The sequence below is a fragment of the Cupriavidus sp. FW305-46 genome, assembly GCF_058787075.1.
Genome location: NZ_JBYSZI010000003.1, coordinates 1 through 23,476, shown reverse-complemented (window position 1 = coordinate 23,476; position 23,476 = coordinate 1). Strand labels below are relative to the sequence as shown.

Annotated in this window: 21 protein-coding genes and 1 pseudogene; 11 read left to right on the top strand and 11 right to left on the bottom strand. The window is 64.6% G+C overall.

The window, feature by feature from the left end:
• Positions 1-5: 5 nt before the first annotated feature.
• The 3 genes from AC3WON_RS02080 to AC3WON_RS02070 all read right to left on the bottom strand — a co-directional run bounded on the left by AC3WON_RS02080 (position 6) and on the right by AC3WON_RS02070 (position 2,135).
• Entirely contained in the window at positions 6-1,184 is a 1,179-nt protein-coding gene (locus tag AC3WON_RS02080; protein ID WP_492351017.1) for an HlyD family secretion protein, read from the bottom strand.
• A complete protein-coding gene (locus AC3WON_RS02075; protein WP_492316836.1) occupies positions 1,185-1,640 on the bottom strand; it encodes a DUF3302 domain-containing protein in 456 nt (151 codons plus the stop codon).
• A gap of 69 nt (positions 1,641-1,709) precedes the next feature.
• Entirely contained in the window at positions 1,710-2,135 is a 426-nt protein-coding gene (locus AC3WON_RS02070; protein ID WP_492351016.1) for a hypothetical protein, read from the bottom strand.
• Between the two features lie 269 nt (positions 2,136-2,404).
• Here AC3WON_RS02070 and AC3WON_RS02065 point away from each other — a divergent pair, with 269 nt between their 5' ends.
• Positions 2,405-2,878: a hypothetical protein gene (locus AC3WON_RS02065; protein ID WP_492351015.1), complete on the top strand. Its 474-nt coding sequence runs from the start codon at positions 2,405-2,407 to the stop codon at positions 2,876-2,878.
• 368 nt (positions 2,879-3,246) lie between these two features.
• Here the strand turns inward: AC3WON_RS02065 and AC3WON_RS02060 are convergent, their stop codons facing one another.
• The 3 genes from AC3WON_RS02060 to AC3WON_RS02050 all read right to left on the bottom strand — a co-directional run bounded on the left by AC3WON_RS02060 (position 3,247) and on the right by AC3WON_RS02050 (position 7,730).
• The gene (locus AC3WON_RS02060) at positions 3,247-6,240 is read right to left on the bottom strand and encodes a hybrid sensor histidine kinase/response regulator (RefSeq protein ID WP_492351014.1); all 2,994 of its coding nucleotides are present in this window, start codon (positions 6,238-6,240) and stop codon (positions 3,247-3,249) included.
• Entirely contained in the window at positions 6,240-6,890 is a 651-nt protein-coding gene (locus AC3WON_RS02055) for a response regulator (protein ID WP_492351013.1), read from the bottom strand. The genes AC3WON_RS02060 and AC3WON_RS02055 overlap by 1 nt, the downstream gene beginning before the upstream one ends.
• Before the next feature lie 303 nt (positions 6,891-7,193).
• On the bottom strand, positions 7,194-7,730 hold the full coding sequence (locus tag AC3WON_RS02050) for a GNAT family N-acetyltransferase (RefSeq protein WP_492351088.1): 537 nt from the start codon (positions 7,728-7,730) through the stop codon (positions 7,194-7,196).
• 283 nt (positions 7,731-8,013) lie between these two features.
• Here AC3WON_RS02050 and AC3WON_RS02045 point away from each other — a divergent pair, with 283 nt between their 5' ends.
• On the top strand, positions 8,014-8,376 hold the full coding sequence (locus AC3WON_RS02045; protein WP_492316830.1) for an EF-hand domain-containing protein: 363 nt from the start codon (positions 8,014-8,016) through the stop codon (positions 8,374-8,376).
• A gap of 319 nt (positions 8,377-8,695) precedes the next feature.
• On the opposite strand, the gene fabI is transcribed toward AC3WON_RS02045, so the two are convergent.
• The 4 genes and pseudogenes from fabI to AC3WON_RS02025 form a co-directional block, all read right to left on the bottom strand.
• Entirely contained in the window at positions 8,696-9,478 is a 783-nt protein-coding gene (fabI, locus tag AC3WON_RS02040; protein ID WP_492316829.1) for an enoyl-ACP reductase FabI, read from the bottom strand.
• A gap of 76 nt (positions 9,479-9,554) precedes the next feature.
• Positions 9,555-10,745 carry an acetate/propionate family kinase gene (locus tag AC3WON_RS02035; RefSeq protein WP_492351012.1) on the bottom strand — a complete coding sequence of 397 codons (1,191 nt, stop codon included), beginning with the start codon at positions 10,743-10,745 and terminating at the stop codon, positions 9,555-9,557.
• A 4-nt stretch (positions 10,746-10,749) separates the two neighbouring features.
• Positions 10,750-11,754 (bottom strand): annotated as a pseudogene (locus AC3WON_RS02030) (phosphate acetyltransferase); the annotation flags it as partial.
• Entirely contained in the window at positions 11,755-14,076 is a 2,322-nt protein-coding gene (locus tag AC3WON_RS02025; protein ID WP_492351011.1) for a DUF3141 domain-containing protein, read from the bottom strand. It abuts the pseudogene before it with no gap.
• Between the two features lie 244 nt (positions 14,077-14,320).
• Here AC3WON_RS02025 and AC3WON_RS02020 point away from each other — a divergent pair, with 244 nt between their 5' ends.
• From AC3WON_RS02020 to AC3WON_RS02010, 3 genes are all read left to right on the top strand, one after another.
• Positions 14,321-14,842, top strand: coding sequence for a hypothetical protein (locus AC3WON_RS02020; protein ID WP_492351010.1), 522 nt, complete (start codon positions 14,321-14,323; stop codon positions 14,840-14,842).
• Between the two features lie 171 nt (positions 14,843-15,013).
• Positions 15,014-15,952, top strand: a complete 939-nt coding sequence (locus AC3WON_RS02015; protein WP_011617360.1) for an amino acid ABC transporter substrate-binding protein — start codon at positions 15,014-15,016, stop codon at positions 15,950-15,952.
• 188 nt (positions 15,953-16,140) lie between these two features.
• Positions 16,141-16,452, top strand: a complete 312-nt coding sequence (locus tag AC3WON_RS02010; protein WP_492351009.1) for an amino acid ABC transporter permease — start codon at positions 16,141-16,143, stop codon at positions 16,450-16,452.
• Between the two features lie 70 nt (positions 16,453-16,522).
• On the opposite strand, the gene AC3WON_RS02005 is transcribed toward AC3WON_RS02010, so the two are convergent.
• On the bottom strand, positions 16,523-17,413 hold the full coding sequence (locus AC3WON_RS02005) for a hypothetical protein (RefSeq protein WP_492351008.1): 891 nt from the start codon (positions 17,411-17,413) through the stop codon (positions 16,523-16,525).
• A 524-nt stretch (positions 17,414-17,937) separates the two neighbouring features.
• Here AC3WON_RS02005 and AC3WON_RS02000 point away from each other — a divergent pair.
• The 6 genes from AC3WON_RS02000 to AC3WON_RS01975 all read left to right on the top strand — a co-directional run.
• Positions 17,938-19,677: a glycosyltransferase family 39 protein gene (locus tag AC3WON_RS02000; protein ID WP_492316823.1), complete on the top strand. Its 1,740-nt coding sequence runs from the start codon at positions 17,938-17,940 to the stop codon at positions 19,675-19,677.
• A gap of 36 nt (positions 19,678-19,713) precedes the next feature.
• Entirely contained in the window at positions 19,714-20,085 is a 372-nt protein-coding gene (locus AC3WON_RS01995; RefSeq protein ID WP_011617364.1) for an EamA family transporter, read from the top strand.
• A 55-nt stretch (positions 20,086-20,140) separates the two neighbouring features.
• Positions 20,141-21,313, top strand: coding sequence for a DegT/DnrJ/EryC1/StrS family aminotransferase (locus tag AC3WON_RS01990; RefSeq protein ID WP_492316822.1), 1,173 nt, complete (start codon positions 20,141-20,143; stop codon positions 21,311-21,313).
• On the top strand, positions 21,292-22,347 hold the full coding sequence (locus tag AC3WON_RS01985; protein ID WP_492351007.1) for a glycosyltransferase: 1,056 nt from the start codon (positions 21,292-21,294) through the stop codon (positions 22,345-22,347). The genes AC3WON_RS01990 and AC3WON_RS01985 overlap by 22 nt, the downstream gene beginning before the upstream one ends.
• Complete coding sequence (locus tag AC3WON_RS01980) at positions 22,347-23,288, top strand: formyltransferase (protein WP_492351087.1); 942 nt, start codon at positions 22,347-22,349, stop codon at positions 23,286-23,288. The genes AC3WON_RS01985 and AC3WON_RS01980 overlap by 1 nt, the downstream gene beginning before the upstream one ends.
• Positions 23,285-23,476 (top strand): NAD-dependent epimerase/dehydratase family protein (locus AC3WON_RS01975; protein WP_492351006.1); only part of this gene is annotated, 192 nt, incomplete at its 3' end. The genes AC3WON_RS01980 and AC3WON_RS01975, both read left to right, overlap by 4 nt.

Sequence of the window (23,476 nt, the reverse complement as noted above, 5' to 3'; positions counted from 1 at the left end):
TGCCTTTAATGGAGCTTGAATACCAGATAGTTCAGCTTGGAACTGACGCGCAGGAAGACCATCCGAACGATATGGAACATCTTCATGTGCGAGGTGTAGATGGCACCCGCGCCGACCGCCCCGACCGGAAGCATCTGGCCCTTCGATTCGTCGCGCAGGTCCAGCTTGACGGCGAACCGGTTCGGTACGGCTTCCGTGGCACCAGTGTTCGGAATCATTCCACCCTGCGCGAACTGGCCTTGTGATTGCGCCCAGACGATCGAATCCACCCTTGCCTTGATGATTTCACCCGGGTGCGTCGGCAGGTAGATCTCGGCGGCATCCCCCGTCTTGACGTTGTATAGCTCGTTCTGCTTGTAGAAGGCGACCACCTCCTGCTCGTCCTCAACGAAGCTGAATGCCGGCGAGAACGGAAACGGGACCAGCATCGTGCCCACGCGCACCTGCAGGTTCACGACCTTGCCGTCGGCGGGCGCCCGGTACTCGGTTTGGCCAAGTTCCCATCGGGCGTTCTCGAGCATGACTTCGGTTTCCGCGCGCTTGGCGCGCGCCGTGGCGATGGCGGCGAATTCCCCCTGGCTTTTGGCAGACAGCTTCTGCCTGGCCTCGTCCTCGACGGCTTGAGCGCTGACCAGTTCGCCTTCCAGTTCGTGCCGCCGCGCCAGGGCATCTTCCCGGTCAAACTTCGATCCGGCACCTGCCGCAAGCAGTGCCTCATGTTCCCTGAGCCGCTGTCGGGCGAGCGACAGCTTGGCTTGTACCGTGGCAACCTTGCCGGCCGCTCCGCGCACGGACTCGCTGAGTTGGCGAGCAACGGCCTGCGCTTCGGCAAGCGCGGCGTCGTCCGCCATCAACCTGCCCTCAAGTTGCCTGACCGAGGCCTGATAGGGCGTCGGGTCGATGCGCAACAGGACATCGCCTTTCTTGTAGTGCCGGTTACCCTCGGCCGGAAGTTCGACAATGCGCCCCCTTGCCTGCGGCACCACCTGGAGCACCTTGCCGACCACCCTGACGTCATGGGACGAAGGTGCCACCACGTTCAGCGTCAGGACCAGCAGCGTCAGGGCAACCACCGGAATCGTGACCACGATGACCATGGACGTCGTGTTCCATGGCAGCCATTTGAACTTGAAAAAGATCAGCCAGACGGCCAGCGCGTAGATAGCAAGCAGCAGCGCATCCATTCAGCTCTGCTCCCCTGCGCCCGACGTAGCGCCGCGTGCCGGCGCCCGCAGGGACGCGACGTTCCCGGGCCGGCCGATGGGGGCATGTGCCGCGCCTCGCGCCGCTTCGTCTTCCGGCAGCTTGTCGGTGCCATAGGCCGCCCGGTAGAACACCGGCTTGGTGTGTGCCCAGAGCCAGGCCATCGGCCACAGCAGTCCGCCGAAGAAGAGCGAAAGCAGGCATAGCGCATGGATGGCTTCCCTTTGCGGATGCTGTTTCCGGTGGGCGACCTTATCCGGCCAGATATGCAGCATCCAGAACAGGTAGATGGCTGCGAGCGGCACGAATATCATCACCACCCAGGAGATGGCATTGGCGGCGCTCTCGAGGGCCTTTCCGCTGAGGAAGGAGGCGAACGCTGGTTCATGCATTGCCAGCAGGCCAACGCCCGCCAGCAGATATTGACGCAGTTTCATCGGGGAAATAGAGAGATCGGGCACCAGGGCCCGGTGTTTGACTTGCCAGGTACTCGGTTGGATTGAGAACTACAGTGTGCTGGCCGGCGCAGTACCCGCTGATTCGCTGCGGCTGTTCCTGGCGGCGCTATCCGGCATGCGCCCCGCCTGCCGGCCGGATTGTGCATCCGCCGGGCAGTTCCGGCACGGGCTGGCTGAAACCGGCCCGGTTGACCTTTCGCTGTTACCGGCCGGCACATCGTCCGCGTACAGGAGGTTGTACTTGCTCTGGCCGGCATTGCTGGCGGCACGGCAGGCCGCGGATTGCAGGCCGGCGCCAGTACCGGAGCAGGCTTCCGGCTGCGCGGCGGTGTCTCGCTGCGCGTGAGCGGGCAGGTTCTGCGCGTACGATTGCGCGGCGCCGGCAATCAGCAGGGCCATGACAAGGTTGGGCACCCCACGACCGCGCGCGCTGGCGCCCCCTATCGAGACAGCCGAAAGGCAGTGCTTGATCATTCCTGTAGTTTCCTTCGAAGTGGATCAGATACCGTCGACGCAAACCGGCGCGGCCGGTCGCATCTCCGTGGATGTGCACACCTTATTCCGGTGGCGCGGGCGGGGCTATCAAAGAAATTCGAAAGTGAGGGTGCGTCGAAAAGATGCGCGCCAAGGGCCGCCCGGCATTTCGAATTCCTTTGATAGCCACCATGGCGAGGCAGGCTTACTCTGTCCGCCGTCGTATGCCCTCCCAGGTGAAGATCAGGTTCACCTGAACTGACTATCCAATGAATGCTGTTTCCGCGATTTCCACACGTCTCATAGCCATTGCCACGGCAAGCGCCATCTCAGGATGCGCGATCCCTACCTCTGAGACCTGGCATCCGTTCCAGGAGCCCTGGCCGTGGACGAAAATCGTCACTGTCAACCAGACCGATCATGACGTGCTGGCACTACGCGCCGGCCCTTGCGAGACCGGACCCGCGTCGCGGCGCTCGCTGTCGGCACCCTCCTTCTGCTTCCTTGGCACCAAGCCGGAGGGGCCCATCGCGATAACCTGGAGCGATGCCATAGCCGGCACGGAATTCCATGCCGCATCCGAACAGGGCGAACTGCTTGCCTCGACGGCACCCCCACGCCTTTGGCGGGAAACGCCTCATGCGGGCAACGCCATCGGCAACTTCCTCTGCGTGGTCCTACGCAATGATGCGCGGGTAGATGTTGCCGTTACCGCCAGCGCAGAAGCCTGCGCCGTTCTTTAGGACGCCTCTGGCATGTTGCTCGGCGCGGTAGACCGGCTGCCGCCAGCCCGGTCTACCTCCGCGGTGCCGCCGTGCACACGGCAAGAGCAAAACTTCTACGATTGCTCATGAACTCTCCTGAGGAGGTGCCAGGCCGGGGCATGGCGCCATCTTTCCCCGGTGGCGGGGATTCGCGCCTCGGTGCGGCGGCAATCAGCGCCAGCCAATGCGCCCGGCCGGGGCACAGAGAAAAATACCCCCCGTACAGGCGGGCGAACCAAGGGCCTCGCAAGGGGGCAGTACCCAAGACGAGTGAGTGGTGCCTTAAGCAGGCATCCAGCCTTCCCCTCAATGCTGACCGCGCCCAGGTGCATTCACAATCATAGAAGTCAGAAAGCCAGCGGACGGGAACCGCAGGCGACCCCGTTCTCACCACGCCCGCGCTCGCATACGCTCATCAGGCCTTGAACGATGAAGGCGGACTGCAGTTCGATCTCGTCGTCCCAGCGCTTGGCTTCAGCCACGTGGCCGTGCAGGTCAGCGCAGAGTTCGGACAGTCCTGAGCGCCCCACGACCCCGAGCGTCCCCGCGATACGATGCAGCAGCCGTTCCATGTGGCGGATGTCTCGCGCTGCCCGGACCGCCTCGAATTCGTTCAGGTCCACCATGGTCTGCGCCAGGAACGCTTCGGCGTATTCTCCGGCGACCGACGGCAGCTCAGGGAGATCGTCATCGGTTAGCAGCACTGGCGCCGCCCCATCATCCGTGTGTGGCGGGTCGGCCTTGGCGGCAACAGCATCGAGCACCGAAGCCAGCGTCGCCAGCGACACCGGTTTCGTGAGATAGCCGGTAAATCCGCTTGCCAGCCCCTCGGTAACGTCCTTCGGTCTCGCGCTTGCGCTTACGGCATAGACGGGTATCTCCGGCCTGCACCGCCTGATTTCACGAAGCAGGTCGAATCCATTCATTACGGGCATGTCCACATCCGTCAGCACTGCATGCACGCCCTGCTGCGACAACACTGCCAAGGCCTCGTTGCCGTTGCCTGCTTCGATAACGCTCGCACCTAACAGGTGAAGCTGGTCGTGCAGCAGTTTCCTGTTCAGCAGATTGTCTTCCGCGACCAACACGGAAAGGCCCGCGAACAGCGCTGCAGACTGATCGTGTATGGCAGCCACGACACGGTCTTCGTCGACATGCCTGGTCTCCGGAGCATTATTGAGGACCGCCTGTGCAGCGGCATGGATACCGGCCAGGCTGTAGGCAGACACCTCCCGGCTGCCATCCGGCCGTATGGTCGGGACGAGCGGGCCCAGTTGCTTGAGCCACACGATAGTGGCGGGGTTCCGCCACCACGCTATGACTTGGGCCGGATCCAAGGACTCGGTCACGAGCAGGCAGTCGAACCTGTCCCCGTCAATGGGCTCGTCGATGCTGGACCGAAAAAATGGCTGGCATGATCCCCAGTCGAAATGGTTCAGCATTCCTTCGAGGCACTCTGGCTCACGGGACAGGACCAGCGCGCGGCGCGGCGCCAGGCGCCATTGCGCCGGGGTCTGATGCCCGCCTGGCGGGCTGAGCGGCAGGCGAACCGTAACGCGCGTGCCAACGCCTAGTACGCTGTCCAGCGTGATACGTCCGTTCATCCGCTCCACCAGCCGCATGCAGATTGACAGTCCAAGCCCGGTCCCGCCGGCCTGCGCGAGACGATTGTTGCCGATCTGGGAGAATGGCTGGAACAGCCGTTCCTTGTACGCCTCCGGTATGCCAACGCCGGTATCGGTGATGACGATTTCAAGGTTTGCATCCACCCATTGCGCGCGCAGGACAATCTTCCCCGCCTCGGTGAATTTGAACGCGTTGCCAAGCAGGTTGTTGATGATCTGGGTCAGGCGCACCGGGTCAAGATTGAGCCGCGCCGGAATCTCCTTGCCATATACCGCGAAGAAGCTCAGCCCACGCCGCGCCGCCAGCGGCGCGTGCGAGATTGCAATGCGACCCAGGAGTTCCGTGACGACGACGGGCTCCTCCGCCAGACGCATCGCTCCCACGTCGAGCTTCGAAAAATCGAGCACGTCATTGACGATCTGCAGCAACCCTTCGGCCGACACCTGCATGGCGCTTACCCGCGCCCGCTGCTCCGGCTCCAGCCTACCGAGGGCCACGAGCTCCATGTTTCCCAGCAGCGAGGAAAGCGGCGTCCGTATCTCGTGGCTCATCGACGCAAAGAACGCCACCTTGGCCTTGGCCGCAGCCTCGCTGGCGAGTCTCGCTTCGTGCAACAGCTGCTGTGCGCGTGCCGCTTCGGCATATGTGCCGGTCAGGAAGCGATAGTTCCAGTATCGATACATCGCGAACAGCAAGGCGAGAAGCGCGGCCGTAAACAGGCCGGTTACAAGCAGTTCCTGCCGCATTTCCCGGAACTGCTGCCCTAGCGGCAGTGCGAAGACCAGGTGGCCGAAATCCGCAATGAGCAGCGGGCGCCGCAGGGCCCATCCATAGTCCTGGACCCAGTGAAACAGCCCCTCCGGAAGTCCCTCCAGCCTGGCGTCCAGGCGCCGTGCGTTGGCCCGTGCACCTGAAGCAACCAGTGGCGTGCCCAGGCGATCGACGACAATTGGCTCCGGGATCGACAAGTTCGGCCAGGCTGGCCGAAGCAAGTCTTGCAGCGGGATCCGCGTCAACACGATGGCGTAAAGTGCGTCGCCTTTCGCGACCAGCGATGCGCCAACCATCTCCGGACTCCCTCCGGCCGCATTCGCCGGGATGCCCAGCCATACGACACGCTTCTCCCGCGCTGCCTGCAAGAGATCCATGTCGCGGCTCTGGAACCGTTCAAGGATCATCGTGGTGATGCTTGACGACGACAGCGGCGGAAGGGCCGCAGCCACGCCGGATCCCGATGCGTCGGGCGCTTCATACCGATACGTCGCCCCGTTCGCAATCGAGATCATCTCGATCGAAGGCTTCTGGCTTGCGGCAGTCAGCGTCCGGACAGCCTGGTCGCAACTCTGCTCCAACACCGGATCGGGAGGCGCAGACGGAGACACCTGTGTGCATAGACTGCCGGCATGCCCGCGCTGCGCCACGGGGACTTTGCCATTGCTGCGCAACTCAAGGATCAGGTTCGTCGCCGTCAGGGTGCTGCGGCGTTCGAGCACCGCATCGACGACGCCTTGCTCATACAGGCGCGCGACCTGCTCCTGGGCGCGCAGGGATTCATTCAGGCGGGCAAGCATTGCTGCCGAAGCGATCGCGATGGCGACCAGCCCCAGCAGCAGGACCACCATCGAGAACACACGGCGCTCCCGCTGCAGATTCCGCTCAACCGAGTGGTCGGCGTGTAGTGGCGATTGCTGCGAGCGCTCGCGCTCTTCCTGCATCAGGTAAGACCGTTGTCGCGTGCGTACGTGACAAGGTCCGCATTAGTGGTGATATTCAGCTTGCGCATTGCCGAGCGCTTCTGCGTCGCAATGGTAGCGAGCGATCGATGGAGATATCCCGCGATTTCCGTGAGCGTGCTGCCAGTCGCGAACATCCGCACAACTTCGATCTCCCGCGGGGACAGCGGGCTTGCCGTGCCGTTGACCAACGCCCCCGCACTTGACATCCTGGCCGCTATGCCCGGCGACAGGCGCTGGCCAGTACTTGTTATTGCATCGATACAGATTTGCCTCAGGATGCCCGGCTCCTCGTTCTTACCGACGATGGCCGCAACGCCCATCTCCTTGATGCGCGTGAGCAGTCCGCCATTGGTCAACATCGTGAAAACCACGATCGGTGTATGTGGACGCGACTGCCTGAGCCGGTGGATCAGCCGAAGACCGTCATCATTGACCTGGGAGCGCTCCATCGTGAAATCGGTGACGATAAGGTCAGGTTGTTGCGTTTGTAGCGCCGCAAAGAGCTCTTTTCCTGACGAGCATATTGCGCAAATCCCGACATTCGGGATCTCGCTCAAGGTGGCCTTGACTGCAAGTTGAATTACCGGATGATCGTCTGCGATGACGACGGAGATGACAGGTGGCGGCATGCGCGTTAACTCAGACCGGCAGCACGCTTGTATGGATCGGGGCGACGTGCCCAACCGGCGGAACTGGCTGCATAGGGCACCGGATTCTACCAAGGGGCACCCACCTTAATTTGACAAAACGGGACATATATTTGGCTGATCGTCCCACGCGGAGTAATCGTACTGCGCCCCAGTCAAAGCTCTTCCAGACGCGATTCCTGTCTAACCGTGCACGCGAGAAGCTAGCGTAAAGGGCACGCGTTCATATAGATCACCTCAAACGGAAGACATCGCAGCAAGACGCTTGCACCTATTCTCGCTGCCTTAAAGCGCAAGCGTCACCACGCGCAGCGTGGCATCGTCTGGACACGCTAAATCGGCAAATCCAAAACGTTTAGTCAGTCGCCGCATGGCGGTATTCGACGACAAAACATACCCTTCCATGCATCGATAGCCGCGGCTCCGAGCGATGTCGATCAGTGTGCCCAGCAGTCGGCTGGCCAGGCCGAGCCGATGCCAGTCATCGGCGACAGTCACCGCAAACTCGCAGGTATCGCTGCCCGGCGCGGCGGCGTAGCGTGCGCCACCCACAATAGACGACCCCTTATTTTCCGTGGCAAGCGCTACCAGCGCAAACTCGCGCTCGGCCGACGGATGCGTCGCTTGCTCGAGCATCGCTTCCGGCAGCTGTTGCATGGCGGCCATGAATCTGGCGTAACGCGCATCGGCAGAAAGCCTGTTAAATGCCGCTAACAGGCCGACCTTGTCGTCTTCGGTAATCTCCCGCACCAGCACTTCCCGTCCATCGCACAGGGGCACGGTGAACGGGACGAAGTTTGTCGCGTCAGACTTGGCTTGCATGGCAACGGTGTCGTAAGGAATGAGAGCGAGTTCGTTGAATCGCCCCCGCAGCATTTGATAGTAGCTGATCCGGCGCAGTTTTCCGATATCGAACATAGGCGATTACGCACGACATCGCCGCCATCGAGCTGTATTGTCGCGCCAGTCCGACCGGAATCAATTTGCCCCCGGTCTCCGCTACGAGCGTCTAGAATGCTGGGTGAGCCAAGACTCACAGAAGCTCGAATGGAAGTCGTTTCCGTGCCAAAGGTCCAAACACACATAATGAACTGAGGAGAGCGACATGACCGTGCGCAAATTGCCAGCAGTTGGTTTCGCAGTCCTGATGGGACTGATTTCTATAGGCGCGACCGCCCAGCCGGCACCAGGATCCCAACAGGGAGCGGCGCCAGCCGAGGTGCCGAAAGCTCCCCCGACTACGGCCCAGGCCAAGGCTCTGATTGCCGAGCGATTCAAGGCTGCCGATTCCAATCATGACGGCAAGCTGACTCGTGACGAAGCTCAGGCGGGAATGCCAAAGGTCTACGAAAGTTTCGACAAGATCGACGTAAAAAAACAGGGTCACGTCACCGAGCGCCAGATCGGTTCCTATTGGATGAAGAAGACCAAGGATCAGATGCAGAAGGAAGATCCGATCTGGAACTGAAGGAACTGCAGCAATTCCTTGTACTGCTCATGGGATGATGAAGCGGGAGAAATAGAGTCGTACCTCTTGCCCCTTGGGAGCCTTGAGAGAGAGGCTGTCAGTCGAGGCTCCCAAACCTCGATGCCATCGCAAGGCATCATGCATCCCCTCTTGAACCGGCTGGATGAGCCTTGTGCCGTCAACCCACTTTAGTTTCCTCGTGGAAGCTTGGCTGGCTGATACGTTCACGCATAGTGGCCACCCGATGCCCAACGACTGAATGCCGGCTAGACTCCGAGCGCCACCCTTTTCCTCCCGCGCTGTCAACGAGCGCTGCGTTTCACGCCATGATATTGACGCCGCCGTCCACATACAGCGTTTCGCCCGACAGCCGCCGGGCGTAAGGCGTGGCCAGGAAGGCGCAGGTGTATCCCACATCCATAATATCGACCAGCTCGCCAAGTGGAGCGCGTTCCACAGCGTCAGCAAGCATCAAATCAAAGCTCTTCAGCCCGGACGCAGCGCGAGTCTGCAGCGGCCCGGGCGAGATCGCATGCACGCGAATGCCGCGCGGGCCCAACTCGTACGCCAGGTAGCGTGATACCGCTTCCAGGGCGGCCTTCACCGGGCCCATGACGTTGTAGTTCGGCACCACCTTGTTGGCGCCGTGATAGCTCATGGTGAACATCGTGCCACCATCGCCCATCAGGGGCGCTGCCAGCCGGGCCATGCGCACGAAGGAGTGGCAGGACACATCCATGGCCTTGGCAAAGCCTTCGGCCGAACAATTGAGCAGGCCGCCCTGCAGATCGTCTTTCGGCGCCCAGGCCACCGAATGCACCAGGATATCGAGCTTTCCCCACTGCTCCCCGATCCGCGCAAACAACTCGTCCATTTCCTCCTGGCTCGTGACATCCAGGGGGAGGAAGATGGAAGCGTCAAGCTCCTGCGCCACCGGCTCGACAAACTGGCGCGCCTTTTCGCTGGCATAGGTAATCGCCACCTCGGCACCCAGTTCGCGGAAGGCCTTGGCGCACCCGTAAGCAATGGAGTGCTCGTTCGCAATCCCGCAGACGAGTGCGCGGGCGTTGGCGAGGATAGGCAGTTGTTGCGCTGCGGTCATGTCACTCTCTCCTGGATTCATTGTTGCCAGCGAGCCGTCGCTGCCATGCCGCTGGCTTGGTCGGCTGTAGCGGTGGTCATCGAGCGGGTGCCGCCAGGACCTCCCTGGTATGCCTGGCAATCATCAGTTCCTCGTTGGTCGGGATGACCCAGACCGGGACCTGGCCCGAGGCTAAGCTGATGCGTGGTCCGTCGCTGGCGTTCGCCGCGGGATCGACACTCACCCCCAGCCATGCCGCCAGCCGGCATACGCGCTCGCGGATCGGCGCGGCATGCTCGCCGATGCCAGCGGTGAAGACCAGCGCGTCCAGCCCCTGTGCGGCGGCGGCCAGCGAACCAAGCTCCCGGGCGACGCGGTACGTGTACAGTTCGACGGCAAAACGGGCCTGCTCATCGTCGCTGGCGAGCAGCGCGCGCATGTCGCTCGACAGGCCGGAGACGCCAAGCAGACCGGACTTTCGATAGATCAGGTCCTCGATGGCGCGGGCATCCATGCCGAGTTCGCTGATCAGGTAGAGGATGACGCCCGGATCGAGGCTGCCGCAGCGAGTTCCCATCGGCAGGCCATCCACCGCAGTGAAGCCCATCGTGCTGGCCACGCTGCGCCCCGCCACCAGCGCACACATGCTGCTGCCGTTGCCGAGGTGGGCCACGATCGTGCGGCCCGCCGCCGCACCCGCATCAACGCTCGGGAGGACATTGGCGATGTACTCATAGGACAGTCCGTGGAAGCCGTAGCGCCTGACGCCGCGCGCGCTGATCTCCGCGGGCAATGCGAATGCCTGTGCCACTTCCGGCTGCGCCCGGTGGAAGGCGGTGTCGAAGCAGACTACTTGGGGCAGTTCCGGGCGCCTCTCGGCAAGGATGCGGATCGGTTTGAGATTGTGTGGCTGGTGCAGGGGTGCGAGCGGGCATAGCGAGTCCAACTCTGCCAGTAGCGCGTCGGTCACCCTTTCCGGCTGGGTGAAGCGTACCCCGCCGTGCACCACCCGGTGCCCGACCGCGCTCAGCGTATGCCCTTCCCCATGGCCGCGCAGGAAGTCCGCCAGGAAGGCAATAGCCCCCTCGTGCCCGAGCGTGGTACCGGCATCCCACCGCCTGGTCTCGACCTCAGCGCCCACGGCGTCGGTGGCGTGGAATGCCGGTGCCGCGTAGAGACCTTCGATGCTCCCGCGCAGCACCAGCCTCAGTGCATCGTCATGGGTATTGTAGGCACAGTACTTGATGCTCGACGAACCCGCATTCAGGACCAGGATCAGTTCGGCCATGGCATCACCCCGCCACCTGGCCGGACTCGCGGCGTGCCTTGGCCACCAGCGCGGCCACCGCGCACGACGCCAGCCGGGTCATGACCGGGTCGGCACGGCTGGTCAGGATGATGGGCACGCGCGCGCCCAGCACGATGCCTGCGGCGTCGGCGCCGGCCAGGAAGGTCAGGCTCTTGGCAAGCATGTTGCCGGCGTCCAGGTCAGGCACCAGCAGGACATTGGCGCGCCCGGCCACCGGTGAGTCTATCTTCTTGATCCGCGCCGCGTCCAGGTTGATCGCGTTGTCCAGCGCAAGCGGTCCGTCGACGATCGCGCCGGTGATCTGGTGGCGGTCGACCATCTTGCACAGCGCGGCGGCATCCAGTGTGGACGGAACCATCGGGTTGACGGTCTCCATCGCCGACAGGATCGCCACGCGTACCTCCTTGACCTGCAAGGCATGGGCCAGGTCGATCGCGTTCTGCAGGATGCCGGCCTTCTCGGCAAGCGTCGGGGCAATATTGACGGCGGCGTCGGTGATGATCAGAGCGTCCTCGTGGCCGGGCACATCCATCACGAAGCAGTGGCTGATGCGCCGGCCGGTGCGCAAGCCGCTGTTACCCGCGACCACGGCTCCCATCAGCTCATCGGTGTGCAGACTGCCCTTCATGAGAGCCTCGGCCTTGCTTTCGCGCACCAGTTGCACGGCGGCAGCCGCTGCCGCATGGCTGTGCTCGGCATCGACAATCGGGTACTCGCGGATGTCAATGCCGGCCGCGCGCGCGGCGTCCTCGATGCGGGAACGCGGCCCAACCAGGATCGGCGCGATCAGGCCCAGCCGGGCGGCCTCTGCGGCGCCTTCCAGCGAAGACTGGTCGCACGGATGCGCCACCGCGGTCGGTGTAGGCGGCATGGCCTTGCAGTAATCAATCAGGCGCTGGTACTTCTCATGCTTGGCGTTCACGGGCCACTCCTGCGTCAGGGTCGTCGGTGTCGGTCGGCTGCGAGGCGGTGTGCCAGCCGCGGCGCGCTAGGACGCGCGGGTGAGCGGCGCGGCCGCGCCGCGGACGCGTTCCGGCTTGGCGCCGAGCGCCGTGCGGATCCGCTCCAGCATTGCCGTCTGCTCGACAGTGGGCGTGGCGCCAAGCAGGCGCTCATCGACACGCAGCTTCTCCGCCAGCGCCTGCAGCCGCTGGCGGTCGGCCTGATACCTGAGCAAGGCCGGCAGCGTCGCGAGGGCCTGTACGGGCGCGTACCGCGTGATCAGCTCCTGCCTGCCGCGGATCTCGCGCCAGGCGTCCGGCTCAAGTTCCGGCAGCAGATCGGCGTAGTCCGTGACCAGCTCCTTGCGCAGCTCCAGCCTGGACAGCGGCAGGGGCTCACCCCTGCGGCTCAGCAGGCAGGCCAGCCGGGCAATGGCCTCGGCGTATCCGCCTTGCCCGACCGCGGCCAGCGCCGCTTTGACTTCCGGCAGGTCATGCGGGTCGGTCGCCGCCGGGGCACCCGCGCGGGCGGAAGGCTCGCTCCTTGGCTGGAACGGGAACAGGTTGGCGTACACGTTGAAAAAGGTGTATTCGGTCATCGCATCGCGCACGGCCCGGTATGCGTCCAAACCGGCGCTGAGCATTTCCGCGCCCACCTGCTCTTGCTGCCGCAGCGGATGATCCGGTTCCAACGTTTGCCGGCTGGCCCGGACCGCGTCGGCGGCGGGCTTCAACCATGCCATCCACGGATTCAGGTCCGAGAACAGCCAGTTCTGCATGCGTAGCGGATGGAATTCGCGCAGCACCCGCGCTGTCATCTCATTGGACACCGCCTGGACGTAAGGCTGCGCAAACAGCTCGTAGGCGCGCTGCGTGAAGTCCGACAGGTTGGCGACCGTCTCGAACGGCTTCTCGTCGGCGCGCTCAAAGCGGTTAAGCCTGCTGGCGATTTCCTCGAGCGAGTGCTCCTCGAACTGGACCTCATAGTCCACGCCATCGCTACCCTTGCGCTCATGGATGACCATGCCGTAGAGCCCAGGCGGCAGCAGTTCGATGCTCTTGAGCACCGAGACGATCTGTGCGTGCTCCTTCTGCGCGACCTTGCCGGAGACGAAGATGCCCAGATGGCCGACGCTCCGGTGCATCATGCCGACAATCACCTGGCCGCGAGCCTTGATCTCCTCGGTACTGCCGTAGATGTCCACCACCCAGTTGAATGCCTGCTGCGGCGGCGTGATGTTGTCGCCCATCGAGGCAAACAACACGATGGGCGAGCGGATCTCGCGCAGATCGAACGCCTTGCCGCCGGCGTTCTTGACTTCACCGCCCCAGAGCTTGTTGCCGACGAACAGGTTGCGCGTGATCCATTCGATCTCCTCGCGGTTCATCAGGTAGTAGCCGCCCCACCAGCGTTCGAACTCAAGAAAGCGCGGCGGCTCGGTATCGGCCTTCTTGTACAGGTTGTAGTACTTGTCCCAGAGACTGTTAGCCGGATTCAGGTTTTCGAAATTTTGTACCAGCCAGGCGCCGTCAAACTTGCCGTTGCCGAGATCCGCCGTATACGACGCCAACCACGTGCCGCCCAGGAGCCCGCCGGAATAGCGCATCGGGTTGTCGCCTTCGCCCTCGCTCCAGGCACCGCTCCAATACGACATCGGCGCGCCGTTGATCACGATCGGCCCGGTGTCGTCCGGGTCCGAGGCGCCGAGCATCATCGCAGCCCAGCCGCCTTGGCAATTGCCGATGATGGCTGGCTTGGCGCTGTGTGGATGCAGTTCACGCACTCTCTTGATGAACTGTTGCTCGGCCTCGCACACGTCCAGCAGGGTCTGTCCCGGCTCGGGATCGCGGAAGAAGATGACAAAATACACAGGATGGCCGGCACGCATTGCCACGCCGACCTGCGAGTCGTCCTTGAAGCCGCCGATGCCCGGGCCATGGCCGGCACGCGGATCGATGATGACGTAAGGGCGGCGGCTATCATCGATCGTCACGCCATCGGGCGGGATAATCTTCAACAGCGCGTAGTTGACGGGCCGTTCGAACTGGCGGGCATCCAGAACGGTCTCGTAGCCAAAATGCAGGACCGGCTTGAGCCCCTGCATGGTGTTTTCGACAAAGTTGTTGCCCCGTTGCCTGAGCGTGTCCCAGAACAGGATGGCACGCTGCATGCTGTCGATGGCATAGGCATAGCTGCTCATCGGATCCATGCCGGCCATCGGGTTGATCGGGCCTACGCCCGGCTCCCCAACGGCTTGCTGCACGCGGCCACTAAAGGCCTCCTGCGCATTCTTCAGGCGCTTTTGCAGCACCATGCCGGTCTTGAGGCCAACTTCACGCGCGTGCACCAGTTGCTTTGCTGCATCCATGCCGTTCTCCGCTGCGAATTTTGTGACACGGTTGGCCAGGCGTGGTAACCCAGCCCCCGATGTGCGTCGTGCTTCGAACTATAGTGTCGACCGTGGTCGCAATAGAACTTAATCTTTTCGGACGATGAGATAAGAAGGATTTCTTTCCAGGACGGCAGGACGAATGACCATATCCTATTGGACTCTGCGTGCGCTATGCTGAACTGGCGCGGCGCACACACCGCGGACCCGCTGGAGAACGATCATGCGTTATCGCCTGCCCGCCTGCGTGACTGTCACAGTGGCGGCCCTTGTGCTGGGCGCCTGTGCCACTCTCCGGCCCCTGGAAACCGCAGAGGGCATGCTCGGCGGCCCGCAGCATGCCGTGCGCGATACGTTCGGCGCTCCCACGGAAACCTACCAGCTCGCCGATGGCACCACTCGGTGGATTTATTCGAAACAGCCGCTCGGCTTCGAAGTCTACGCGGCAGACTTTGACGCCAACGGCAAGCTTACGAGCTTTCGGCAGATGCTGACCGAGAAAGAAATCTACGAGGCACGCCCGGGGGTCTGGACCAAGCAGGATATTGCCGAGCGCTTTGGCCGTCCGCGCGAGCCCATCCAGTACTACCCGCTGATGAAGCGCGAGGCCTGGTCTTACCGGCTCTATGCGGGCGCCTACATGCCAGCGCATTTCAGTGCCTACTTTGACGAACGCGGCGTGCTCGACCGGACCATGATCATCGTCGATGCGATCGGCGGCGACACGCGAGACGGCAGCAAGTAGGTCGGAGCCGCACGGTACCGCCGAGTCCGAGTTACAGACGATTGCCGGAGGGCCCAGGCAAGGCTTTCGGGGCAGGGAATTTGCTTATGACAACAATGTCCTTCGCCCGCCCCAACCAAGGGTATACCCTCTCGTCTTTGCCTTTGCCGGCCGCTTTCCGGTTTCCCCCGCATGCCTGCCTTCACCCTGCCCGCCCTGTCCGCCCGACTCCTCCGCGCCCGCCGCTCGCTGGCCGCCGTCGCCCTCGCCGCCATGTCCGCGGCCGCGCTGACGCCGGCACTGGCCAGCACCCAGAGCCCTGTGCTCGACAAGATCCGCGAATCCGGCACCATCGTGCTCGGTTACCGCGAGTCGGCGCTGCCATTCTCGTTTGCCGATGACAAGGGCCAGCCGGCCGGCTATGCGGTCGACCTTTGCCTGCGCGCTGCCGAAGCAGCGCGCCAGCAACTGGGCCTGAAAGACCTGAAGGTGCGCTGGATGCCGCTCACGCCGCAGAACCGCATTCCCGCCGTGGTCAACGGGCTGGTGGACCTGGACTGCGCGCCCAACACCAATTCGCTCGAGCGCCAGAAGCAGGTTGCGTTCAGCGTCTCGCACTATGTGTCGACCGTGCGCATGCTGGTGCGCGCCGACTCGGGCATCCGCTCGTTCGGCGACCTGCGCGGCAAGACCGTGGTCACCAGCGCCGGATCGACCGGCGACCGCCACGTGCGCCGCATGAAGGCCCAGTACGGCTACCACGACGTCTACGCCAAGGACCATGGCGAATCGTTCCTGCTGCTCGAATCCGGCCGTGCCCAGGCCTTCGTCATGGACGACGTGCTGCTGGCCGGCCTGCGCGCCCGCGCCAAGGACCCGTCGCAATACGTGATCGTGGGCCCGGCGCTGTCGGTGGAGCAGAATGCGCTGATGCTGTCCAAGGCCGATCCGGAATGGAAGCGCCTGGTCGACCAGGCGCTGGCCAACACCTTTGCCGGCCCGGAGGTCACGGCGCTGCAGAAGCGCTGGTTCCAGCAGCCCATTGGCAGCCGCGGCATCAACCTGGCGCTGGCGCCGTCCGGCGAGGTGCGCGCGGCCTGGAAGCACCCGTCGGACGCGGTCACGGAGTAAACGGGCAAGCGGTCCCGAACCCCAATTGGGCTGGTGCCGCAATTCAGGGTTTCCATGAGGCCGTGGCGCCGGGGCAAGCCCCAAGTTGACAGCGATGAGCGATGTTGGCGACACTGGGCCGAGCCGTCCCGTGCAAGGGAGAGGCCACATACACGACCGCCCGACGGCGGCATTTCTCAGGAGAAACCATGAACAAGTACGTCGCGACCGCGATCGCACTCTGCCTTGGCGCCGCTTCGCTGGCCGTGCAGGCACAGACCGGCGGCAAGAAGCAGTTCGATCCGTATTCCCAGGGCGCCAAGTCGGGTGAGAAGTTCGACCCGTACAGCCAGGGGGCCAAGGCCGGCGACAAGTTTGACCCGTACAGCCAGGGCGCGAACAAGAGCACCCGCAGCGACCTGACCGACGCTTCCGCGCCGGCCGCCGAGCAAAAGCCGGCCAAGAAGTCCACCAAGAAGAAGAGCAAGAAGAAGGCCGCTTCGGCGCCGGCTGCCAGCTGAGCCGCAAGCGCCTGACGCAAAAAAACCCGCCTTGGCGGGTTTTTTTTGCGTCGTGCCCAGGCGCACAAGCCTATGGCGCTTGCGTGTCGCGCTCCAGCGCGGTGACATCGACGCGTTGCACCTTGTCATCCTGGCGCACTTCAGTGCGCAGCACGAACGCGTCGGCCGGGCAATACCAGTCGGTGACGTGCATCACGGTCGGCTCAACCTGCACCACTTCTTCGCCAACCAGCACCGGCCCCAGCGAGGTGCGCTTCTCGAAGGTAACCGGCAGGCATTCCTTGCGCCCCAGGACGGTATTGATCGTCTGCCGCTTGCCGACGTGGCGCGAGCCGATATGGATCGACGCATGCTGCGCTCGCATGGTGCTGACCACTTCGTCCGATCCCAGCGGATAGACCTTCAGCGAGACACTCGATTCAAAGGTCTCGCCCTCCAGCGTGGCGCCCTCGCGCAGGTCCAGGCCGGCGTAGTTGAACACGCCCATGCCGCGGAAGGCCGCCTCACCGTACATGCGCGCGTAGCGCGCGCGGGCGTTGATGACGGCATGCTGGCTCTCGATGCTGGTCGGGCCGCCGGGCGAACTGCGGTCGATCACCACTTCATGCACCTGGGTGGTAATCACCGGCGGCCCCATCAGCGCCGACAGGGCAGTCTTGGAATTGATCTCCAGTTGGGCGCGGCAGCCGGTCGGGCTGCGCACCACATCGCGCAGGGTCATGCTGACCGACATTGGCATCACGCCGTCGCCTTCCATCTGCACATGCGAGCCGGAGCGAAACCATGGGGCACTGCACAGCACGGCCGCCGCCGCTGCCTGCGCCTGGCTTGCCGCGGCCTGCGCCACCGCCGGGCCGGCGCCCGGCAGCACCACACCCTGTGCGCCGGCATGCTGCGCCAGGGCCATGGCCGCGCCCGCCACCAGGCCTGCCAGCCGGTCTTGCTGCGCCTTTTTCTTCACATGAATCCCCGTCTAGAGTTTCCAGGCGCCCCCGACCCCAGCGCCCGGCCTGCCAGGCGACCGCCTGGACACTGAAATTATCGCGTTTTGTTGCATGTGTAACTCGGATTTTTCGCGCAGATCCTGTGGCAGCCAGTGGCCGACGCGCTGGCGGTGCTATGGATCGGCTCCTGGGCCATCGTTTGCGGCATTCTGCTTATCCGCATGGGCCTGCGCCGTGCCCAGCGCCGGCGGGTAGCGTGCAACAGCCGGCCTGAGCAGCACTTTCCCCCTCCCCCGCGGCAATCCGGCACCCCGCAGGCCGTCTCCGGCACCCGCCGGGGGCGGCCTGCCCACCGTGCTACCATTGCCGGCCTCGCGTGTGCCGAGGCGGCAGTGGCGTGCGAGGCGCTGCCAGCGTGCCAGCCGCAGGCGACTTGCCTCCCTGGTGTCCACCAACAGGCAAGGCCATGCGTTGTGATGGCTTCCCGTCACCGCGCGCCCCACGCAGGACCATCGATCCGTCGCGCTTTTCCAGGAGATCTATGCGTAGTTCATCGACCTCGCGGGCTGCCGCGCTGTCCGTTGGAGCCACCACCGCCAGTGCGGTCGCACTGGCCAGCCTGTTTATCCTGCTGGTCTGGTTCGGCACCCTCGACATGCGTCACCTGCTGCGCTCCGATGAAGGCCGCTACGCCGAGATTGCCCGCGAGATGTTCGCCACCGGCGACTGGGTCACGATCCGCTATCAGGAACTCAAGTATTTCGAGAAGCCGCCCTTCCACCTGTGGGTGACCACGCTGGCCTACACGCTGTTTGGCGTGGGCGACTGGCAGGCGCGGCTGTGCGTGGCCCTGTCCGGCATCCTGGGGCTGGGCGTGTCGATGCTGGCCGCGGCACGCTGGTACGGCCGGCGCGTGGCGATGCTGACGGGGCTGGTGCTGGTTTCCGCGCCGATGTGGAATATTGCCGGCCACTTCAACTCGCTGGACATGACGCTGGCCGGCGCCATGGCGTGCGTGCTGGCCTTCATGCTGCTGGCGCAGCACCCGGATGCCACCCGCGCCGAACGCCGCAACTGGATGCTCGCCTGCTGGGCGGCGATGGGCGTGGCGGTGCTGGTCAAGGGGCTGGTCGGGCTGGCGCTGCCGGGGCTGGTGCTGGTGGTCTACACGCTGGTGACGCGCGACTTCCGCTTGTGGTGCCGCCTGCATCTGCCGGGCGGCATCGTCGCCATGCTGGTGGTGACGGTGCCGTGGTTCTGGCTGGTGTCGGAACGCAATCCGGAGTTCCTGCATTTCTTCTTTATCCACGAGCACTGGCAACGCTATACCTCGAACGTGCACCAGCGCGAAGGCGCGATCTGGTTCTTCGTGCCGCTGCTGCTGGCCGGCTTCCTGCCCTGGCTGGGCCTGGTTCCGCAAATGTGGAAGGCCGTGCGCGAGCGCGCCGGCGTCGCTCGCGGCACCTCGCCGCGGCCATTCCAGCCCGCCCTGCTGGCGGCGCTGTGGGCCGTGGCGATCTTTGTCTTCTTCAGCCTGTCCGGCTCCAAGCTGCCCGGCTATATCGTGCCGATCTTCCCGGCGCTGGCGCTGCTGGCCGGCGTGGCGCTGGACACGTTGACGGAACGCACGTGGCGCTGGCAGGTCAATGCCATGATTGCCCTGGGCGTGGTCGGGCTGCTGGCGTGCCCGTTTGTCGGCATGATGGACAAACCCAGCACGCCCAATGTGGTCTATCGGGAATTCGCAGTGTGGACCGGCATCGCCTTCGCGGTGATGCTGGGCGGCGCACTGCTGGCGCGCCGGCTGCTGCGCACGCGTGGGGTGTTTCCCAGCGTGGTGGCCTATGCGCTGGCGATGTTCATCTGCTCCACGGTGGCGCTGCGCGGTCACGAAGCCATGGGCCGGCCCAGTTCCGGCGCGGACCTGGTGCCCGCCATTAATGCCGTGCTGACGCCGGACATGCCGCTGTACAGTGTGGGCATGCTGGACCACACGCTGCCGTTCTACCTGCGCCGCACCACCATCATGGTGGCGCATCCCGATGAGCTGGAATTCGGTATCGGCCAGGAACCGCAGAAGTGGATCCCGACCATCGATGGCTTTATCGCGCGCTGGCAGGACGGCAAGCGCGCGGTAGCGATCATGTTGCCCTCGACCTACAACGCACTGGCTGCGCGCGGCGTGCCGATGCACAGGATCGCCGGTGACCGCCGCCGTGTGGCGGTCGCCAATTTCGCGCTGCCGGGCAATGGCCCGCAGACGCAAGCCCCAGGACAGTAACCTGCAACTCCTGCTACTCCTGCACTACGCAGTGCCATGACGCTTTCCACTTTCGCTTTCATCCTGACCGGCGTGCTGCTCAATGCGGCTGCGCAACTGTTGCTCAAGGCCGGCGTCAATGCCATCGGCGCGATCACGCTGGACCGCGGCACGCTGCTGGTGACGGCGCTGCGCGTGCTGACCCAATGGCCGGTGCTGGCCGGGCTGACGCTGTACGTGGTCAGCGTGGGGGTTTGGATCGTAGGGCTGTCGCGCGTGGATGTGTCGATCGCCTACCCGATGCTGTCGCTCGGCTATGTGGTCAATGCACTGGCCGCCTGGTGGCTGTTCGGCGAGATGATCGGCCCCTTGCGCGTGGCCGGCATCCTGCTGATACTGGCGGGCGTCTTCCTGATCGCCCGCTCATGACGCGCCTGCGCGCACGCCGCCAGGTCCGACACCGACCGTACTTCTTCGCCCTGCCATGACCGCATCCGCCCCTGAGTTCCTGCCTTTTGTCCGGCCTGACATCGACGCCGCCGCCATTGCCGAAGTCGGCAAGGTGCTGGCCTCGGGCTGGATCACCTCCGGCCCGAAGATGCAGGCCTTCGAGGCCGCGCTGTCAGGCCTGTTCGGCGGACGCCCGGTGCGCACCTTCGCCAATGGCTCGGCCACGATGGAGATCGCGCTGCGCATTGCCGATATCGGGCCGGGCGATGAGGTCATCACCACGCCGGTCACCTGGGTCGCCACCGCCAACGTGGTGCTGGCAGTGGGCGCGCGGCCGGTGTTCGTCGATATCGACCCGCGCACGCGCAATCTCGACCTGGATGCCGTCGAGGCCGCGATCACGCCGCGCACGCGCGCCATCATGCCGGTGTACCTGTCGGGGCTGCCGGTGGACATGGACCGCCTGTACGCCATTGCCAGCAAGCACGGGCTGCGCGTGATCGAGGATGCCGCGCAGGCAATCGACTCGCGCTGGCGCGGCCAGCGCATCGGCGCCTTTGGCGACCTGGTCAGCTTCAGCTTCCAGGCCAACAAGAACATCACCACCATCGAAGGCGGCTGCCTGGTGATGAACACGCCCGAAGAAGCCGTGCGCGCCGAGCGCCTGCGGCTGCAGGGCGTGATCCGCACCGGCATGGACGGCATGGATGTCGAAGAGCCCGGCGGCAAGTTCAACCTGACCGACGTCAACGCCGCGGTCGGGCTGGCGCAGCTGGGCAAGCTCGACACCATCACCGCGCGCCGCGCCGAGCTGGCCGAGACGTATTTCCGCTGTGCCGCCGACAGTGGCCTGGAGGCGCTGGGCATCGAGCTGCCGCAAGCGCTGGATGCACACGATGCCACCACCAACTGGCACATGTTCCAGGTGGTGCTACCGACCGAGCGCCTGCAAGGCGGCCCGGCCCGGGCGCGCCAGCAGGTCATGGAGGCCATGCGCGAGCGCGGCATCGGCACCGGCGTGCACTACCCGCCCATTCATCTTTTTACCTACTACCGCTCGCTCGGCTGGCGCGAAGGCATGCTGCCGCATGCCGAACGCATCGGGCGCGGCATCGTCACGCTGCCGCTGTTCCCCGCGATGCAAGCCACCGATGTGGAGCGGGTCTGTGCAATCCTCAGCGAAACATGCAAACGTCTCTCCAAATGAGCCCGGTCGAAGTCTCGGTCGTCATTCCGGTCTACAACGAAGAAGACGGGCTGCAAGCCCTGTTCGACCGCCTCTATCCGGCGCTGGATGGCCTTGGCGAGTCGTACGAGATCATCTTCATCAACGACGGCAGCGTCGACCGCTCGGCGCAGCTGCTGGCGGCGCAGTTCCACAAGCGCCCGGATGTGACCCGGGTGGTGCTGTTCGCCGGCAATTTCGGCCAGCACATGGCGATCCTGGCGGGCTTCGAGCAGACCCGCGGCAAGATCGTGATCACGCTGGACGCCGACCTGCAGAACCCGCCGGAAGAAATCCCGCGCCTGGTCGAAGCCATGCGCGCCGGCCACGACTATGTGGGCACCATCCGCCGCCAGCGCAACGACACCGCGTTTCGCCGCTATGCCTCGCGCGCGATGAACCGGCTGCGCGAGCGCATCACCAAGATCCGCATGACGGACCAGGGCTGCATGCTGCGCGCCTATGACCGCAACGTGGTCGACACCATCAATGCCTGCCGCGAGGTCAACACCTTCATCCCCGCGCTGGCCTATACCTTCGCCTCGAATCCCGTGGAAATCGAAGTCGGCCACGAGCAGCGCTTTGCGGGCGAATCCAAGTATTCGCTGTACCAGCTGATTCGCCTGAACTTCGACCTCGTGACCGGCTTCTCGATCGTGCCGCTGCAGTGGTTCTCGGCGATCGGCACGATCCTGTCGCTGCTCTCGGGCGTGCTGTTCGTGGTGCTGCTGCTGCGGCGCTTCGTGCTTGGATCGGAAGTACAGGGCGTGTTCACGCTGTTCGCCATGAACTTCTTCCTGATCGGCATCCTGCTGTTCGGCGTGGGCCTGCTGGGCGAATACGTCGGCCGCATCCACCAGGAAGTGCGCGACCGCCCGCGCTACCGCATCAAGGCCGTGCTGGAAGCGGACCAGCGTGTCACGCCGGCGGGCGCGGGCGCGGGCGCGGGCGCGGGCGCGGGCGCGGGCGCGGGCGCGGGCGCGGGCGCGGGCGCGGGCGCGGGCGCGGAGCAATGATGCGCGCCGTCGTCTTCGGCTACCACAATGTCGGCGACCGCTGCCTGCGCGTGCTGCATGCGCGCGGCGTGGAAGTGGCGCTGGTGATCACGCACCGCGACCGCCCCGACGAGAACATCTGGTTCCGCCGCGTGGCCGACACTGCCGCCGAGCTGGGCATCCCCTTCGTCTATGGCGAGGACCCTGCCGATCCCGCGATCGCCCAGGCCGTGCGCGACGCGCACCCGGACGTCATCTTCTCGTTCTACTACCGCGCCATGATCCCCGCGGGCGTGCTGGCGCTGGCCCCCGGCGGCGCCTTCAACATGCACGGCTCGCTGCTGCCCAAGTACCGCGGCCGCGTGCCGGTGAACTGGGCGGTACTGCACGGCGAGACCGAGACCGGCGCCACGCTGCACGCCATGGAAGCCAGGCCTGACGCGGGCTATATCGTCGACCAGACCGCGGTGCCGATCCTGCCGGACGACACTGCCGGCGAAGTCTTCGAGAAAGTCACCGTTGCCGCCGAGCAGACGCTGTGGCGCGCCCTGCCCGCGATGATCGCCGGGCAGACGCCGCAACACCCCAACCGGCTGGCCGAGGGCAGCTACTTCTCCGGGCGCAAGCCGGAAGACGGCCGCATCGACTGGAGCCGCCCGGCCGCCGAGGTCTACAACCTCGTGCGCGCCGTCGCGCCGCCCTATCCCGGCGCCTTTACCGACCTTGCCGGGCACCGCTTCATTGTGGCGCAGGCGCGCCGGCCGCTGCCGGAGCTTGCGCTGGCGCTGCCCGCCGGCACGGCGCCCGGCCTGCATGTGCATGACGGCCAGATCGTCGGCCTGTGCGGCGACGGCGGCCTGGTCATGGTCACCCGATTGCTGGCACAGGATGGCTCGGCACTCACGCCGCAAGCCTTCGCCAAACTTATCCATACCGAATCATCCAACGAGGAAAGCCGATGAAAAAGGTCCTGATTCTTGGCGTCAACGGCTTCATCGGCCATCACCTGACGCGCCGCATCCTGGAAACCACGCCGTGGGAGGTCTACGGCATGGACATGTCGTCCGACCGCCTCGGCGACCTCGTCGACCACCCGCGCATGCACTTCTTCGAGGGTGACATCACCATCAACAAGGAGTGGATCGAGTAC